The 16095-nt window shown below is 61.8% G+C and carries 13 protein-coding genes and 2 tRNA genes; 9 read left to right on the forward strand and 6 right to left on the reverse strand.

Features of this window, described 5'->3' with window-relative positions; translation table 11 throughout:
- Positions 1 to 4: 4 nt before the first annotated feature.
- The 5 genes from ABOC32_RS05705 to ABOC32_RS05725 all read right to left on the reverse strand — a co-directional run bounded on the left by ABOC32_RS05705 (position 5) and on the right by ABOC32_RS05725 (position 4245).
- A complete protein-coding gene (locus tag ABOC32_RS05705; RefSeq protein ID WP_426810376.1) occupies positions 5 to 1570 on the reverse strand; it encodes an ABC transporter permease in 1566 nt (521 codons plus the stop codon).
- Positions 1570 to 2583 (reverse strand): extracellular solute-binding protein, encoded by a 1014-nt coding sequence (locus tag ABOC32_RS05710; RefSeq protein ID WP_264360945.1) that lies wholly within the window; start codon positions 2581 to 2583, stop codon positions 1570 to 1572. The genes ABOC32_RS05705 and ABOC32_RS05710 overlap by 1 nt, the downstream gene beginning before the upstream one ends.
- Before the next feature lie 234 nt (positions 2584 to 2817).
- Positions 2818 to 3843: a methyltransferase gene (locus ABOC32_RS05715; RefSeq protein ID WP_426810377.1), complete on the reverse strand. Its 1026-nt coding sequence runs from the start codon at positions 3841 to 3843 to the stop codon at positions 2818 to 2820.
- Between the two features lie 140 nt (positions 3844 to 3983).
- A tRNA-Leu gene (locus ABOC32_RS05720) sits at positions 3984 to 4070 on the reverse strand.
- Positions 4071 to 4158: 88 nt separating this feature from the next.
- Positions 4159 to 4245 (reverse strand) — tRNA-Leu (locus ABOC32_RS05725).
- A gap of 272 nt (positions 4246 to 4517) precedes the next feature.
- On the opposite strand from ABOC32_RS05725, the gene rnr reads away from it, so the two are divergent.
- The 9 genes from rnr (at position 4518) to ABOC32_RS05770 (ending at position 15334) form a co-directional block, all read left to right on the forward strand.
- Positions 4518 to 7103 carry a ribonuclease R gene (rnr, locus tag ABOC32_RS05730; RefSeq protein WP_426810378.1) on the forward strand — a complete coding sequence of 862 codons (2586 nt, stop codon included), beginning with the start codon at positions 4518 to 4520 and terminating at the stop codon, positions 7101 to 7103.
- Positions 7100 to 7846, forward strand: a complete 747-nt coding sequence (gene rlmB / locus ABOC32_RS05735; protein ID WP_016501874.1) for a 23S rRNA (guanosine(2251)-2'-O)-methyltransferase RlmB — start codon at positions 7100 to 7102, stop codon at positions 7844 to 7846. The genes rnr and rlmB overlap by 4 nt, the downstream gene beginning before the upstream one ends.
- A 306-nt stretch (positions 7847 to 8152) precedes the next feature.
- Positions 8153 to 8578 carry a 30S ribosomal protein S6 gene (rpsF, locus tag ABOC32_RS05740; protein ID WP_003249557.1) on the forward strand — a complete coding sequence of 142 codons (426 nt, stop codon included), beginning with the start codon at positions 8153 to 8155 and terminating at the stop codon, positions 8576 to 8578.
- 28 nt (positions 8579 to 8606) lie between these two features.
- Positions 8607 to 8837 (forward strand): 30S ribosomal protein S18, encoded by a 231-nt coding sequence (gene rpsR, locus ABOC32_RS05745; protein WP_003249563.1) that lies wholly within the window; start codon positions 8607 to 8609, stop codon positions 8835 to 8837.
- 33 nt (positions 8838 to 8870) lie between these two features.
- Positions 8871 to 9734, forward strand: a complete 864-nt coding sequence (locus ABOC32_RS05750; protein ID WP_426810379.1) for a hypothetical protein — start codon at positions 8871 to 8873, stop codon at positions 9732 to 9734.
- Positions 9735 to 9754: 20 nt separating this feature from the next.
- Positions 9755 to 10201 (forward strand): 50S ribosomal protein L9, encoded by a 447-nt coding sequence (rplI, locus tag ABOC32_RS05755; protein WP_075804740.1) that lies wholly within the window; start codon positions 9755 to 9757, stop codon positions 10199 to 10201.
- A gap of 113 nt (positions 10202 to 10314) precedes the next feature.
- On the forward strand, positions 10315 to 11712 hold the full coding sequence (gene dnaB / locus ABOC32_RS05760) for a replicative DNA helicase (protein WP_426811571.1): 1398 nt from the start codon (positions 10315 to 10317) through the stop codon (positions 11710 to 11712).
- A 551-nt stretch (positions 11713 to 12263) separates the two neighbouring features.
- On the forward strand, positions 12264 to 12527 hold the full coding sequence (locus ABOC32_RS05765) for a DUF3077 domain-containing protein (RefSeq protein WP_426810380.1): 264 nt from the start codon (positions 12264 to 12266) through the stop codon (positions 12525 to 12527).
- A gap of 503 nt (positions 12528 to 13030) precedes the next feature.
- Complete coding sequence (locus tag ABOC32_RS05770) at positions 13031 to 15334, forward strand: YgiQ family radical SAM protein (protein WP_426810381.1); 2304 nt, start codon at positions 13031 to 13033, stop codon at positions 15332 to 15334.
- Between the two features lie 135 nt (positions 15335 to 15469).
- Here the strand turns inward: ABOC32_RS05770 and ABOC32_RS05775 are convergent, their stop codons facing one another.
- Positions 15470 to 16057 carry a TIGR00730 family Rossman fold protein gene (locus tag ABOC32_RS05775; protein WP_426810382.1) on the reverse strand — a complete coding sequence of 196 codons (588 nt, stop codon included), beginning with the start codon at positions 16055 to 16057 and terminating at the stop codon, positions 15470 to 15472.
- Positions 16058 to 16095 lie beyond the last annotated feature (38 nt).

A 16095-nucleotide genomic window follows, 5' to 3' on the forward strand; every position in this document is an offset into this window, starting at 1 on the left:
AAGGTTACGCCTTGTTCAGGTACATCCGCGTAGTCAGCAGATAAACCGGCAGCCCCGACACCACGATCAGCAGTGCCGCATAAGGCGCCGCTGCCGCGAACTCGACGTTGGCCGTATGCGCCCACACCTCGGTAGCCAGCGTGGTCATCCCGGTCGGGCTGAGCAGCAGCGTGGCAGTCAGCTCCTTCATGGCATCCAGGAACACCAGCGCGAAAGCCGCGGCCATGGCCGGGAAGATGATCGGCAGGGTTACCCGGCAGAACGCCGCAAAGCTGCTCGCACCCAGCGTGCGTGCGGCCTCCTCCAGCGTTGGCGAGGCCTTGTTCAGCGCGGTGCGCACTGGCGACTGCGCCAGCGGCAGGAACAGCAGCGCATAGGCCAGCAGCAGCAATGCAGTGGTCTGGTACAGCGCCGGCACGTAGTGCAGGGCGAAGAACACCAGCGTCAGGGCAATCACCAGGCCGGGCAGCGCATGCAGCAGGTACGGCAGGCGCTCGGCCCAGATCGCCAGCCGACCCTTGTAGCGCACCACCAGGAAGCTGATCGGCAGGGCCAGCAGTACACAGAAGCCGGCACCACCAAGCGACACCGACAGCGAGGTGAACAGCGCCTTGGAGATGGCCCCCACCGGGAACGCTGCCGACGAACCCACGCTCAGCCAGTAGCCGAGCATGGCCAGCGGAATACCGCTGCCCAGCACTGCCAGGGCCACGCAGAGCAGCTGTGCCGGTACTGCCCAGCCACGCAGCCGCACGGGTTGCGCGCGGCGTGCCACACCCTGCCCAATGCGTACATGGCGGGCCTTGCCGCGCACCCGCAGTTCCAGCCACAGCATCACCAGACACATCGCCAGCAGCACTGCAGACAGCATGGCCGCGTTGGCGTTGCTGAACTCCAGTTCGAACTGCTGGTAGATCGCGGTGGTGAAGGTTTGCAGGCCGAGGATCGACAAGGCGCCGAACTCCACCAGCATGTGCAGGGCAATCAGCAGCGCACCGCCGAGCATCGACGGCCACAGCAGTGGCAGGGTGACCTTGCTGAACACGCCCCAGCGGCTGCAACCCAGGGTGCGCGCCGATTCCTCCAGGGAGGTGTCGAGGTTGCGCAGGGTCGCGGCCACCGGCAGGAACACCAGCGGGTACTTGGACAAGGCCATGACCATGATCGCCCCGCCGAGCCCTTCGAAGTCCGAACTCAGCGACACCCAGGTGAAGCTGCTGACGAACGACGGCACGGCGAATGGCAGGCACAGCACCACGCCCCACAGCCGACGGCCGGCCAGGTTGCTGCGTTCCAGCAGCCAGGCCAGCGCCAGGCCGACCACCATGCAGGTCAGCGTCACCCCGACCATCAGCATCAGGGTGTTGCGCATCAGCCCCCAGACAAAGGGGCGCCACAGCAGGTGCAAGGCTTCGCGCCAGCCGGCTTCCCAGGCTTTGATGGCGACATACGCCAGTGGCAGCAAACTCATCGCCACCAGGAACAGCACAGGCAGCACCACCCAGATGGAGGGGCGCTTGCGGCGCGGTACGAAGCGTACCGGCGCCGGTTCGGACAGGGCGGCAGTCATCAGAGCAGGCCGACCTCGCGCTCAAGCTCGATGGCTTCTTCGGCGTTACCCAGGTCGGCCGGCGAGATCTTCGGCGGGCGCAGCTCGTCGAACGGCTTCAGGCCACGGTCAGAAACCATGCCCTTGTGCAGCGGGTACTCGGCGGTGGTCTGGGTGATCACGCGCTGGCCTTCTTCGCTGGCCATCCAGTTGAGCAGGGCCTGGGCTTCTTTCGGGTGCTTGCTGGCCTTGACCACGGCCGCGCCGGAAATGGTCACCAGGTTGCCGGCATCGCCGTCGGCCAGGTAGTAGAGTTTGGTGTCCAGCTTGCCGCGTTCGCGTTCAAGTGCGTACCAGTAGTAGTTGTTCACCAGTACCGCAGCCACTTCGCCTTTTTCCACTGCTTTGAGGGCGACCATGTTGTTGGTGTAGGTCTTGCCGAAGGCTTTCAGGCCGGTCAGCCATTCCTCGGTGGCTTCACGGCCGTGCATTTTCAGGATGGCCACGGCCTGTTCCTGGAACGCACCACTGGTGGGTACGTAGCCGACGCGGCCTTCCCACTCAGGGTTGGCGAAGTCCATCACCGTGGTTGGCAGGTCTTTTTCGTCGACCTTCTTCGGGTTGTACACCACGATGCGGGTACGGGCGGTGATGCCCATCCAGGTGCCGTTGGCGCCAACGTACTCCTTGGGCATCATGTTCGAGGTGGCGTCGTCGATCTTCGCCAGCAGGCCCAGCTCGCCCAGGTTGTTCAGGGGCGGGGACTCTTCGGTGTAGATGATGTCGGCCGGCGAACGGTCGCCTTCCTCGATGATCTGGCTGGCCAGCTGGTTGCTGCTACCCTTGCGAATGTCGATGTGAATACCGGTCTTGGCCTCGTAGGCCTTGGCGATGGCTTCGCCGATTTCCTTGTGCTGACCGTTGTACATGGTCAGGGTGACCGGTGCGTCTGCCATGGCGGCCGGAGCGCCGATGACCAGGCTCAGCACGGCGGCGGCCAAGGTGCGCATCAGCGGTTGCGGGCGGATCGTCATGCGGGTACTTCCTCGCTTACGGCTACATATTTGGAAACAATGGTAAACGAAATTGTTTCTCAAGTGGCCGCGTGACGAGAAATTCATGGGCAGACCATGGTGCAGGGTTCTGAAGGTGCGCTGGTTGTGCCGGCCTCTTCGCGGCTAAAGCCGCTCCCACAGGTACTGTATAGCTCGCAAGGTTTGTGGTGGCCCTGTGGGAGCGGCTTTAGCCGCGAAGAGGCCGGAACAGGATTACACCTTGCTGGCAATCACCGCAGTGACCGGAGCAACCGGGTACCTCAGGCCATCTTCCTGCCGCACGTCGACAAACCCCGTGTGGCGCAACCGCTCGGCCAACCCCCCGGCTGGCAATACATGCCGCCCCTGCATGCGCATATGCAGGTAATAAGGCAGTACTCGCGCCGCAGTCTGTTTGTCTTCCGGTACCTCGGCATGGCAGCACACCAGTGCCCCGCCTGGGTTCAGCGCCGTGTGCAGCCGTCGCAGCAACCCGTCAAGATCATGGGCAAAGTGGAATACCGACGAACACCAGATCAGGTCATAGCCACTGCCAAAATCACCACGATCCAGATCCCCGCCAATGACCCCAAGGCGCTTCTCCAGCCCGGCGCGAACAATATTTTCCTGGGCCACTGCCGCAGTCTCGGCAAAGTCGAACACTACACCGTGCAAATCGGGTAGCTGCCGGGCCAGGGCGATGGTAACCAGGCCCGGCCCGCCGCCCAGGTCCAGCATCCGGTGCAGGCGCGGTGCCTGCGGCAAGCGTTCGATCAGCGCGCGCGCCACATCCACAGTAACCGCCTGCTGCTCCTGGGTAATCTGCACGCGAGCCGCCTCGGCCCAGCGTTGAGCCATTTCCGGGGTGGGGGCTGATGCGGGTGGCAAGCCATTGCGCAGTGCTTGCTCCAGTGGCTGGCCAGCCTGGCGTAGCACCTGATGGCGGAAGAGCAGGGCGTCGCCGCAGTAGTCGCTGGCACTTCGAGTCAAAAAGCGTCGGGCGGTTTCGCCATTGCGGTAGTGCCTGCCCCGTTCGTCGCGCTCGAGCAAGCCTTGGGCCCAGAGCATTTCCAGCAGGTAGCCAGTATTGAAAGTTTCCAGGTCCAGCTCTGTAGCCAGCTGAGCCGGGGCGATGTATTGCTCGAGGTGGTCGAACAGGTTGATCGTCAGTGCCACGCGCAGGGCATCGGCGGCGAGGCCCGCCAATTGCAGGTCCCAACACGCCTGCAGCGGGTGAGGGGTGGTCAGGTCCATGCTCATCGTTCGCTCGCTCCATGAGAGAAAGCTCAATCCTAGATAGGAATCATTCTGGATTGCAATGGAAGAGATGATAGGGAGGGAGGGATGGACAAAAAACGCAGGCAAGAAAAAACCCACTAGCAAGCTAGTGGGTTTTTGTATGGTGCCCAGGAGAAGACTCGAACTTCCACGACCTTGCGGTCACTGATACCTGAAACCAGCGCGTCTACCAATTCCGCCACCTGGGCAAAGCTTTGCATCATCTGATGAAGGCGACTATTGTTCGCTTTCATACAGTAGTAACAGATCCTTGGTCATCTATTACTTGAAAATATTTGGTGCCCAGGAGAAGACTCGAACTTCCACGACCTTGCGGTCACTGATACCTGAAACCAGCGCGTCTACCAATTCCGCCACCTGGGCACACATTCGAGATTACAAGATGCTTTACAGCGCCGTTCATCTCTACTACAACGTCGGGGTTGTCCGTCGTTGTGGTGCGCACTATACGGACGCTCCCCAGGGCTGTAAACCCCCCAATCAAAAAAAATTTCAAAAAATTCAACTTGTTGATTCCACAGGCCTATTACTGCTCTGGAAGCACAGCAGTGGGGGCTGTCCAAGCCAGACATTTCCGGTTTCAATAGGCCTATGCCAGAATTCCTATCTATATACCCCAAGGTGAACCCCTTCTGATGGCCGATTGGCAATCCCTCGATCCCGAGGCCGCTCGCGAAGCGGAAAAATACGACAACCCCATTCCCAGCCGTGAGCTGATCCTGCAGCGCCTTGCCGACCGTGGCGAGCCCGCCGCGCGCGAGGAGCTGGCGAAAGAGTTTGGTCTGTATGAAGAAGACCAGATCGAAGCCCTGCGCCGCCGTCTGCGTGCCATGGAACGCGACGGCCAGCTTATCTATACCCGGCGCGGCACTTATGCCCCGGTAGACAAGCTCGACCTGATCTGCGGCCGTATCTCCGGCCACCGCGACGGGTTTGGTTTCCTCATCCCTGATGATGGCAGCGATGACCTGTTCCTCAGCCCGTCGCAGATGCGCCTGGCCTTCGATGGCGACCGCGCGCTGGCGCGAGTGTCCGGGACCGACCGCCGCGGGCGCCGTGAAGGCGTGGTCGTCGAGGTCATCTCCCGTGCCCACGAAAGCGTGGTCGGCCGCTACTTCGAAGAAGGCGGCATTGGCTACGTAACCCCGGATAACCCGAAGATCCAGCAGGAAGTGCTGGTGACCGCCGGGCGTAACGGCGGCGCGAAGATTGGCCAGTTCGTCGAGATCAAGATCACCCACTGGCCAACCCCGCGCTTCCAGCCGCAAGGCGATGTGGTCGAGGTCATCGGCAACTACATGGCACCGGGCATGGAAATCGACGTTGCCCTGCGCAGCTACGACATCCCGCACGTCTGGCCCGAAGATGTGGTCAAGGAAGCGCGCAAGTTCCGCTCCGAAGTCGAAGAGAAGGACAAAGAGAAGCGCGTCGACCTGCGTCACCTGCCGTTCGTCACCATCGACGGTGAAGACGCCCGCGACTTCGATGACGCTGTCTATTGCGAACCGCTGGGCAAGCTGCGCCTGTTCTCCGGTGGCTGGCGCCTGTATGTGGCCATCGCCGACGTGTCCAGCTATGTGCGCCTGGGCTCGGCCCTGGACGTCGAGGCCCAGCAACGCGGTAACTCGGTGTACTTCCCCGAGCGCGTGGTGCCGATGCTCCCCGAAGAGCTGTCCAACGGCCTGTGCTCGCTGAACCCGCACGTCGATCGCTTGGCCATGGTCTGTGAAATGACCATGAACAAAGCCGGCCAGATGGTCGACTACCAGTTCTACGAAGGCGTCATCCACTCCCACGCCCGCCTGACCTACAACAAGGTCAGCAGCATGCTCGAGCACGCCCGCACCCGCGAGGGCAAGGCGCTGCGCGAGGAGTACAAGGATGTCGTGCCGGACCTGAAGAACCTGTACAACCTGTACAAGGTGCTGCTGGATGCCCGTCACACCCGGGGTGCCATCGACTTCGAGACCCAGGAAACCCGCATCATCTTCGGTGACCAGCGCAAGATCGCGGAAATCCGCCCGACCGTGCGCAACGAGGCCCACAAGCTGATCGAGGAATGCATGCTGGCGGCCAACGTGGCCACCGCCGAGTTCCTGCAGAAGCACGGCGTGCCGGCCCTGTACCGCGTGCACGACGGCCCGCCGCCGGAGCGCCTGGAAAAACTGCGTGCCTTCCTGGGTGAGCTGGGCCTGAGCCTGCACAAAGGCAAGGACCCGTCGCCGAAGGATTACCAGGCCCTGCTGGCGAGCATCGCCGGGCGCCCGGATTTCCACCTGATCCAGACGGTGATGCTGCGCTCGCTGAGCCAGGCCGTGTACAGCACCGAGAACAACGGCCACTTCGGCCTTAACTACGAGGCTTACACCCACTTCACCTCGCCGATCCGCCGTTACCCGGACCTGCTGGTGCACCGCGCCATCCGCAGCATCATCCGTTCCAAGGTCGACACCCCGCACGTCAAGCGTGCCGGCGCCATGAGCATCCCCAAGGCGCGCATCTACCCGTACGACGAGAACACCCTCGAGCAGCTTGGCGAGCAGTGCTCGATGACCGAGCGCCGGGCTGATGAAGCCACCCGTGACGTGGTCAACTGGCTCAAGTGCGAGTACATGAAGGATCGCGTGGGCGAAACCTTCCCGGGTGTGATCACCGCGGTGACCGGTTTCGGCCTGTTCGTCGAGCTGACCGACATCTATGTGGAAGGCTTGGTGCACGTCAGTGCGCTGCCGGGCGACTACTACCACTTCGACCCGGTCCACCACCGCCTGTCCGGTGAGCGCACCGGGCGCAGCTTCCGCCTGGGCGACACGATTGAAGTCAAGGTCATGCGTGTTGACCTGGACGAGCGCAAGATCGACTTCGAAGTGGCCGACAAGACGCTGGCTGCGCCGATCGGCCGCAAGCAGCGCGGCGCCGCGCCGGCTGCCGACAAAGCCGACAAGCCCGAGCCAGCACCGGTCGAAGCCAAGGCCACACCGAAGCCGCGCAGCCGCAAGAGCGAAACCTCCGAGGCGTATTTCCCGAAAGACGCCGTGCAGCGTAACGCCGAAGTGCGCAAGAGCCGTGAAATGAAAAAGGCGCTGATGAGCGATGCCCGCACCGGCAGCGCGTCCAGCAGCAAGTCGGACAAAGGTGGCAAGCCCGCCGGCAAGCCGACCAAGCACCGTAAAGGCCCGCCGAAGTCCGGTGCGCCACGCAAGAGCAAGAGCAAGTCATGAGTCAGCTGGAAAAGATCTACGGCGTGCATGCCGTGCAGGCATTGCTGAAGCACCATCCGAAGCGGGTCAAGCAGATCTGGCTGTCGGAAGGGCGCAGCGAGCCACGCTTGCAGACACTGCTGGCGCTGGCTGCGGAAAACCGCGTGCAAGTTGGCCAGGCCGAGCGCCGTGAGATGGATGCCTGGGTTGAAGGCGTGCACCAGGGCGTCGTCGCCGAGGTGAGCCCAAGCCAGGTGTGGGGCGAGTTGATGCTCGAAGAGTTGCTCGAACGCACCGAAACGCCGCCGCTGATCCTGGTGCTGGACGGTGTCACCGACCCGCACAACCTCGGCGCATGCCTGCGCACGGCCGATGCGGCCGGTGCCACGGCGGTGCTGGTGCCCAAGGACAAGTCGGCGACCCTGACGCCTGTGGTGCGCAAGGTGGCGTGCGGCGCGGCAGAGGTGATTCCGCTGGTGGCCGTGACCAACCTGGCGCGCACGCTGGAGAAGCTGCAGCAGCGTGGCTTGTGGGTGGTGGGTACCGCCGGCGAGGCCGAGCAGGAAATCTACCAGCAGGACCTGACCGGGCCTCTGGTGATGATCATGGGCGCCGAAGGCAAAGGCATGCGCCGGTTGACCCGCGAACATTGCGACTTCCTGGTGAAGTTGCCGATGGGCGGTAGCGTCAGCAGCCTGAACGTTTCGGTGGCGACCGGGGTTTGCCTGTTCGAGGCTGTGCGCCAGCGTCAGGCCAAGCGCTGATCTTCGGCCTGTACCGGCCTATTCGCGGGCAAGCCCGCTCCCACAGGGTTTTCACTGGCTTTCAAGGCGGTGGGGTCCCTGTGGGAGCGGGTTTACCCGCGAAAGGGCCGGTAGCCTGTGAATATGTTTCAGGCTGTTCAAATATTCGCCAATTGCCTTGCTTGTGCGCCACGCCTTCTCTACAATTGCGCCCCTTGCCGAGCTGGCAGGCGCTCATGTGCCTCCCCTCCGTGCAAGACATACAGTGTCATTCACTCCTTGTCTGACCAGATTCGCTGGCAGACTACTAACCCGTAAGGAGCATTCATGCGTCATTACGAAATCATCTTCCTGGTTCACCCGGACCAGAGCGAGCAAGTCGGCGGCATGGTTGAGCGTTACACCAAGCTGATCGAAGAAGACGGTGGCAAAATCCACCGCCTGGAAGACTGGGGCCGTCGTCAACTGGCCTACGCAATCAACAATGTTCACAAGGCTCACTACGTGATGCTGAACGTTGAGTGCACCGGCAAGGCCCTGGCCGAGCTGGAAGACAACTTCCGCTACAACGATGCCGTTATCCGTAACCTGGTCATCCGTCGCGACGAAGCCGTTACCGGCCAGTCCGAGATGCTGAAGGCTGAAGAAAACCGCAGCGAGCGCCGTGAGCGTCGTGAGCGTCCTGAGCATGCTGACTCCGCCGAAGGCGACGACAGCAATGACAGCGACTCCAGCGATAACGCTGACGAGTAATCCACGGACCTTTAGAGGAGCCTATTAAATGGCACGTTTCTTCCGTCGTCGTAAATTCTGCCGCTTCACTGCTGAAGACGTGAAAGAGATCGACTTCAAAGATCTCAACACCCTGAAAGCTTACGTATCCGAAACCGGCAAGATCGTTCCAAGCCGCATCACCGGTACCAAAGCTCGTTATCAGCGTCAGCTGGCTACCGCTATCAAGCGCGCCCGCTTCCTGGCCCTGCTGCCCTACACCGACAGCCACGGCCGCTGAGACCGGGTCGTCGACAAGCAGTAAGGGATTAGCATGCGAGCGTTAGCAAGTTTCATCATGCGCGGTCGTGTGCAGGCCACCCTCGTGGTGGTCATCAGCGCGGTACTGCCGCTGCTGTTCTGGTTGAGTGCCGCTGCATGCAGCTTTGTGCTGCTGCGGCGTGGTTTCAAGGATGCTACAACGGTCATCGCCGGCGGCCTGCTGGCCGGGTTGGCCGTGTGGGTCATGGGCGATCCCATCACCTTTCTGGTGATTGCAGGAGCCCTGAGCCTGGCCGCCCTGTTGCGAGCCGAGCATCCCTGGAGCCGGGTGTTGGTGGTCAGTGCCGTGTTCGCCGTGGCTTTCAGCCTCGTGCTCGATCTGGCGCTGGCGCAAACCTTCGATGTGCTGGCCAAGGCGTTTGCCGAAGCCATGCCGAAAATCGAGGGGCAACCCGTGCTCTCCGGTGAGCTGATCCGCCCTGTGCTGGTCGCTTCCACAGCAGTGACGGTGCAATTGTTCAGTGTGCTGGCCCTGGTGCTGGCGCGCTACTGGCAGGCAGCGTTGTACAACCCTGGAGGCTTCGGTCGCGAGTTTCGCGCCCTGAAGCTGCCAAAACAGACCATGGCGGTCTTGGTGGCAGTGATGGTGGTGGCTCCGTTCATCGGACCGCAGTTCATCGTCCTGGCATCGGCGTCAAGCCTGGTACTGGTACTGGCCGGCATCGCTTTGATGCACGGGCTGGTGGCACAGGGCCGACTGGCCGGTTTCTGGCTGGTGGGCATGTACGTGACGCTCCCGCTGATCATGCAGCTGATTTATCCGTTTCTGGTGGTTTTGGCCATTGTCGACAGCCTGATTGATTTTCGCGGTCGCAAGTCCCCCAAGGGGAATGACTCCGCGAACGGTGAAGGTTAAAAGTTAAGAGGTTTTACCAAATGGAACTGATCCTGCTGGAAAAAGTCGCTAACCTGGGCAACCTGGGCGACAAAGTAAAAGTTAAGGCTGGTTACGGCCGTAACTTCCTGCTGCCATTCGGCAAGGCCACCGTTGCCAACGCCGCCAACCTGGCTGCGTTCGAAGAACGTCGCGCCGAGCTGGAAAAAGCAGCTGCTGACAAGAAAACTTCGGCTGAAAGCCGTGCTGCCCAACTGGCCGAGCTGGAAGTGACCATCACTGCCACCGCTGGCGACGAAGGCAAGCTGTTCGGTTCGATCGGCACCCACGACATCGCTGACGCCCTGACCGCCTCCGGCGTTGAAGTGGCCAAAGCTGAAGTTCGTCTGCCGAACGGCACCATCCGTCAGGTTGGCGAATACGACGTAGCCGTGCACCTGCACAGCGACGTTGAAGCCACCGTACGTGTGGTCGTCGTAGCTGCCTAAGCTGCGCTAACTGGCTGGCTCCTTGAGGGTCAGGCGGTTAACATCGGGCACGGTCCTGTTTTGTACAGGCCGTGCCCTTTGTCTTTTTCATCCTCCAGAATTTCTTCGTGGCCATGAACGAGATCACCACCTCCGAACAGCTTGACCTGCAAACCGCAGCCCTGAAGGTGCCGCCGCATTCCATCGAGGCCGAACAGGCCGTGCTCGGTGGCCTGATGCTGGACAACAACGCCTGGGAGCGGGTGCTGGACCAGGTATCGGATGGCGATTTCTATCGGCATGACCATCGCCTGATCTACCGTGCCATCCATAAGCTGGTGGACCTCAACCACCCGTTCGACGTGGTCACGTTGCACGAGCAGTTGGACAAGGAAGGCGTTTCGACGCAGGTCGGCGGCCTGGCCTACTTGGCGGAGCTGGCCAAGAACACGCCATCGGTGGCCAACATCAAGGCCTACGCCGCGATCATTCGCGAGCGGGCCACGCTGCGCCAGCTGATCAGCATCAGCACCGATATTGCCGACAATGCCTTCAACCCCCAAGGTCGCAACGCCGAGGAAATCCTCGACGACGCCGAGCGGCAGATTTTCCAGATTGCCGAGGCGCGGCCCAAGACCGGCGGCCCGGTAGGCGTCAACGAGCTGTTGACCAAGGCCATCGACCGCATCGATACGCTGTTCAACTCCGACAGCGAAATTACCGGTGTTTCCACCGGCTACACCGACCTGGACGAGAAGACCAGCGGCCTGCAGCCGGCGGACTTGATCATTGTCGCCGGCCGACCTTCGATGGGTAAGACCACGTTTGCCATGAACCTGGTCGAGAATGCCGTGCTGCGCAGCGACAAGGCTGTGCTGGTGTTCTCCCTCGAGATGCCAGGTGAATCGCTGATCATGCGTATGCTGTCGTCCCTGGGCCGGATCGACCAGACCAAGGTGCGTTCCGGCCAGCTGGACGACGACGACTGGCCGCGCCTGACCTCGGCAGTCAACCTGCTCAACGACCGCAAGCTGTTCATCGACGATACCGCGGGCATCAGCCCCTCGGAGATGCGTTCGCGGACGCGCCGCCTGGCGCGTGAGCACGGCGATATCGGCCTGATCATGGTCGACTACCTGCAGTTGATGCAGATTCCGGGCTCCGGTGGTGATAACCGGACCAACGAAATTTCCGAGATTTCTCGCTCCCTCAAGGCCCTTGCCAAAGAGTTCAACTGCCCGGTCGTAGCACTGTCACAGCTGAACCGCTCCCTTGAACAACGGCCAAACAAACGCCCGATCAACTCCGACTTGCGTGAGTCCGGTGCAATCGAGCAGGACGCCGACGTGATCATGTTCGTCTACCGTGACGAGGTGTATCACCCGGAAACCGAGCACAAGGGCATTGCCGAAATCATCATCGGTAAACAGCGTAACGGCCCCATCGGCTTCGTCCGCCTGGCATTCATCGGCAAGTACACCCGCTTCGAGAACCTTGCGCCGGGCATGTACAACTTCGACGACGACGAGTAACTCATTGAGCTAGCGGGGGCCCTTGTAGGAGCGGCCTTGCGTCGCGATGGGCTGCGTAGCAGCCCCGGCAATTTTGCACCTGTGCTGAAATCCAGGGGCTGCTTTGCAGCCCATCGCGACACAAGGCCGCTCCTACAGGGCCTGTGAATGCAATGTAGGTTATGTGCGAGCACCCGCTAGGCCGGCGTCCTGAGCGATCTTCTTCGGATCTGCCGGTTCTCGTCTGTCCGGTCTTGCAGACCCGTACGTAGCCGCCACCCATCAAATGCAAGTGATGTCTTGGCTGTCCTTTCGGAATCAGACGAGATTACGCCATGCTCAAGATTATTCCCGGTTCACCCCTCGTTCCCCTTTCCTTGAAGACGGCTCTATTCAGAGGCAGATGCCCACTGTAAGGCTCGATTGATAGTGCGCCTGGCCGAGCCCTTTCGCGGGTGAACCCGCTCCCACAGGATCACCACAGCTTTCAAGTTTTGCACAGTACCTGTGGGAGCGGGTTTACCCGCGAAAGGGCCCGCCCAGTCACTAGAGAATTTTCAGGGGATCGAACAATGACAGCAGAAGACACCCAGTTCACCGTCGGCAAGACCACTTTCTACCAAGGCGAAAACGGCACCCATCCACTGTTCCGTATCGAGCCAGGCATTCCCAGCAGGGACGCTCGCGAGCAATCGTCGGAATTGATGGGCTATGTGCGCGAGCTGACCATCACCGGGCTGATGGATGAGAAGCCGATGATGATATGGGCTGCCCATTACCTGAGTGCGATGGCCAAGGCACTGATGGATGATGCTGAGTTGGGCATGAGGCAGTGAGTGGTCGCCTTCGGATCACATGAGGGCTGACAGGTGTTCGCCACAACATTTTCTGCGCCTATGAGATCGAGCGCCGCCCGCGCGGCGCATCGCGACGCAAGGCCGCTCCCACATTTGTTTCGGGCCAGTCCATCCTGTGAACCACCGCTGTCCGCCTTGTTTGTTCCATGCGGAATTGAAGGGGACGCAGTCGCTCTTTATCGATCTCCAGCCATGCATCCAGGGTACGCGCGCCAAAGGCACAGGAGAGACTGGCCCGAAACAAATGTGGGAGCGGCCTTGCGTCGCGATGCGCCGCGCGGGCGGCGCTCGATCTCACAGGCGCTGAAACTGCTGCGCCGAACACTTGGCGACCTCACCGCCAACCCCAAGCCAGGCACCTGGCAGCCCACACCCAATGGTCGCCCAACCCACCAATCCCCACGAAGACAGTCGGATTTGGTCAAAATTTGTGCTATATTCCGCGCCCGCGATTTCCCTGCACACCAGAACCGGTCACTGACATGCAAGCAGCCAAACCACTCTACGACTATCCCAAGTACTGGGCCGAATGCTTCGGGCCAGCACCTTTCCTGCCAATGAGCAGGCAGGAGATGGATCTGCTCGGCTGGGATTCCTGCGACATCATCATCGTGACCGGTGATGCCTACGTCGACCACCCGTCGTTCGGCATGGCCATCATCGGCCGCCTGCTGGAAGCCCAGGGCTTCCGTGTGGGCATCATTGCCCAGCCGAACTGGCAGTCGAAAGACGACTTCATGAAGCTCGGCGAGCCGAACCTGTTCTTCGGCGTGGCCGCGGGCAACATGGACTCGATGATCAACCGCTACACCGCGGACAAGAAGATCCGTTCCGACGACGCCTACACCCCTGGTGGCCTGGCCGGCAGCCGTCCGGACCGCGCCAGCCTGGTGTACAGCCAGCGTTGCAAGGAAGCCTACAAGCACGTGCCGATCGTACTCGGCGGCATCGAGGCTTCGCTGCGCCGTATCGCCCACTACGACTACTGGCAGGACAAGGTGCGTCACTCGATCCTGATCGACGCCAGCGCCGACATCCTGTTGTTCGGCAACGCCGAGCGCGCGGTGGTCGAGGTGGCCCAGCGCCTGGCCAATGGCGAGACGATCGAAACCATCACGGACATCCGTGGCACCGCCTTCGTGCGCCGCGATACCCCGCAAGGCTGGTACGAGATCGACTCCACGCGTATCGACCGTCCGGGCCGTGTCGAGAAGATCATCAACCCGTACGTGAACACCCAGGACACCCAGGCCTGCGCCATCGAGCAGGCCAAGGGTGAACAGGAAGACCCGAACGAAGCCAAGGTCGTGCAGATCCTCGACAGCCCGAGCGTGACCCGGGAAAAGTCGGTAATCCGCCTGCCGTCGTTTGAAAAAGTGCGTAACGACCCGGTGCTCTATGCCCACGCCAACCGCGTGCTGCACCTGGAGACCAACCCGGGTAACGCCCGCGCCCTGGTGCAGAAGCACGGCGAAGTGGATGTGTGGTTCAACCCGCCACCCATCCCCATGACCACCGAAGAAATGGACTACGTGTTCGGCATGCCCTACGCCCGTGTGCCGCACCCGGCCTATGGCAAGGAGCGCATCCCGGCCTACGAGATGATCCGTTTCTCGGTGAACATCATGCGTGGCTGCTTCGGTGGTTGCACCTTCTGCTCGATCACCGAGCACGAAGGCCGCATCATCCAGAACCGCTCGCACGAGTCGATCCTGCACGAGATCGAAGAGATGCGCGACAAGGTACCGGGCTTCACCGGCGTGGTCTCCGACCTTGGTGGGCCGACCGCCAACATGTACCGCATCGCCTGCAAGAGCCATGAAATCGAGAAGCACTGCCGCAAGCCGTCGTGCGTGTTCCCGGGCATCTGCGAAAACCTCAACACCGACCACAGTTCGCTGATCGAGCTGTACCGCAAGGCCCGTGCCCTGCCAGGTGTGAAGAAAATCCTGATTGCCTCTGGCCTGCGTTACGACCTGGCCGTGGAGTCGCCGGAGTACGTCAAGGAATTGGTTACCCACCACGTGGGCGGCTACCTGAAGATTGCCCCGGAGCACACCGAGCGTGGCCCGCTGGACAAGATGATGAAGCCGGGTATCGGCTCCTACGACCGCTTCAAGCGTATGTTCGAGAAGTACTCGAAAGAGGCGGGCAAGGAACAGTACCTGATCCCGTACTTCATCGCCGCGCACCCGGGCACCACCGACGAAGACATGATGAACCTGGCCCTGTGGCTGAAGGGCAACGGCTTCCGCGCCGACCAGGTGCAGGCGTTCTACCCGTCGCCGATGGCCTCGGCCACGGCCATGTACCACTCGGGCAAGAACCCGCTGCGCAAGGTGACTTACAAGAGTGAAGGGGTGGAGATCGTCAAGAGCGACGAGCAACGCCGCCTGCACAAGGCGTTCTTGCGCTACCACGACCCGAAGGGCTGGCCGATGCTGCGTGAAGCGTTGGAGCGTATGGGGCGTGCCGACCTGATCGGGCCGGGCAAGCACCAGCTGATCCCGCTGCACCAGCCGCAATCGGATACGTACCAGAGCGCGCGCCGCAAGAACTCGACGCCGGCGGGCAGCCACAAGGTGGGCAAGGAGCAGAAGATCCTGACCCAGCACACCGGCCTGCCACCGCGTGGCAGCGATGGCAGCAAGCCGTGGGACAAGCGTGAGAAGGCCAAGGCCGACGCGTTTGCGCGGAACCAGCAGGCGGCCAAGGAGCGTAAGGAAGCGGCTAAAGGCGGTGGTGGCAAGGGTAAGAAGCCGCGTCAGCCGGTCATCCCGCGCTGAATTTGGGGCCGCTTTGCGGCCCAATCGCCGGCAAGCCAGCTCCCACAGGTACAGTGCAAGCTTTGGGCTTTGTGCAATCTTTGTGGGAGCTGGCTTGCCGGCGATTGGGCTGCAAAGCAGCCCTGGATCTCAAGGTCAATCAGGCTTCTTGTCGACCCACTTCGGCGCCACCGGCGCAACGAAGTTGTCCATGCCGTCCAGCAGCGCGTCCGGCTGCTGCCCCAGCAGCAACATCGCCCGGTGTTGCGGCCGCACAAAGCCTTCTTCGACGATATGGTCGAGGAACCCGCCCAGCTTCTCGTAGAAGCCGTTCACATCCAGCAGCCCCAGCGGCTTGGCGTGATAGCCCAGTTGCCCCCAGGTCCACACTTCGAACAATTCTTCCAGCGTACCCAGCCCACCCGGCAGGGCGATGAAGGCATCGCTCAGCTCGGCCATGCGTGCCTTGCGTGCATGCATGCCGTCGACCACCTCCAGGCGGCTGAGGCCTTTGTGGCCGATTTCGGCGTTCATCAGGCTTTCGGGGATGATCCCGATCACTTCGCCACCGGCCGCCATGGCCGCGTCGGCAACGGTGCCCATCAGGCCCACCGCACCGCCGCCATAGACCAGGGTCAGGCCGCGACGCGCAATGGCCTGGCCAAGTGCGATGGCTGCTTCACGGTAGGCAGGGTTGGCGCCGATGCTGGCGCCGCAGAACACACAAACGGAACGTACGGGCATTGCTCATCTCCTGTCACTCAGGTGGACAGGTTACGGCG

Source organism: Pseudomonas sp. WOUb67, assembly GCF_050058005.1.
GTDB lineage: Bacteria > Pseudomonadota > Gammaproteobacteria > Pseudomonadales > Pseudomonadaceae > Aquipseudomonas > Aquipseudomonas putida_R.